Genomic DNA, 231 nt, shown 5'->3' on the forward strand with positions numbered 1-231 from the left:
GTAATTATTTTTTACAAGAACAGCACCATCATGAAGAGAATTACCAGGATAAAAAATAGATTCTAACAATGGCACGGTTAAGAGGGCATTAAGTTGTATTCCAGATTGTATAGATGGTTCGATTGATTGTTCCCTTTCTACAGCAATGAGGGCTCCATGTTTTTTTTCTGATAAATGATGGAGTGCTGTTAGTAGAGAAATGTAACAATCTGTATAGGGAGATAAGTATGT

At 34.6% G+C, this 231-nt stretch carries 1 protein-coding gene; it reads right to left on the reverse strand.

Going from position 1 to position 231, the window contains the following annotated elements; genetic code table 11:
• A partial coding sequence (locus tag R0J92_RS27190; protein ID WP_411053974.1) for a diadenylate cyclase occupies positions 1-231 on the reverse strand: 231 nt, incomplete at both ends.

It is taken from the genome of Tritonibacter sp. SIMBA_163 (genome assembly GCF_046535935.1).
GTDB lineage: Bacteria > Pseudomonadota > Alphaproteobacteria > Rhodobacterales > Rhodobacteraceae > Epibacterium > Epibacterium scottomollicae.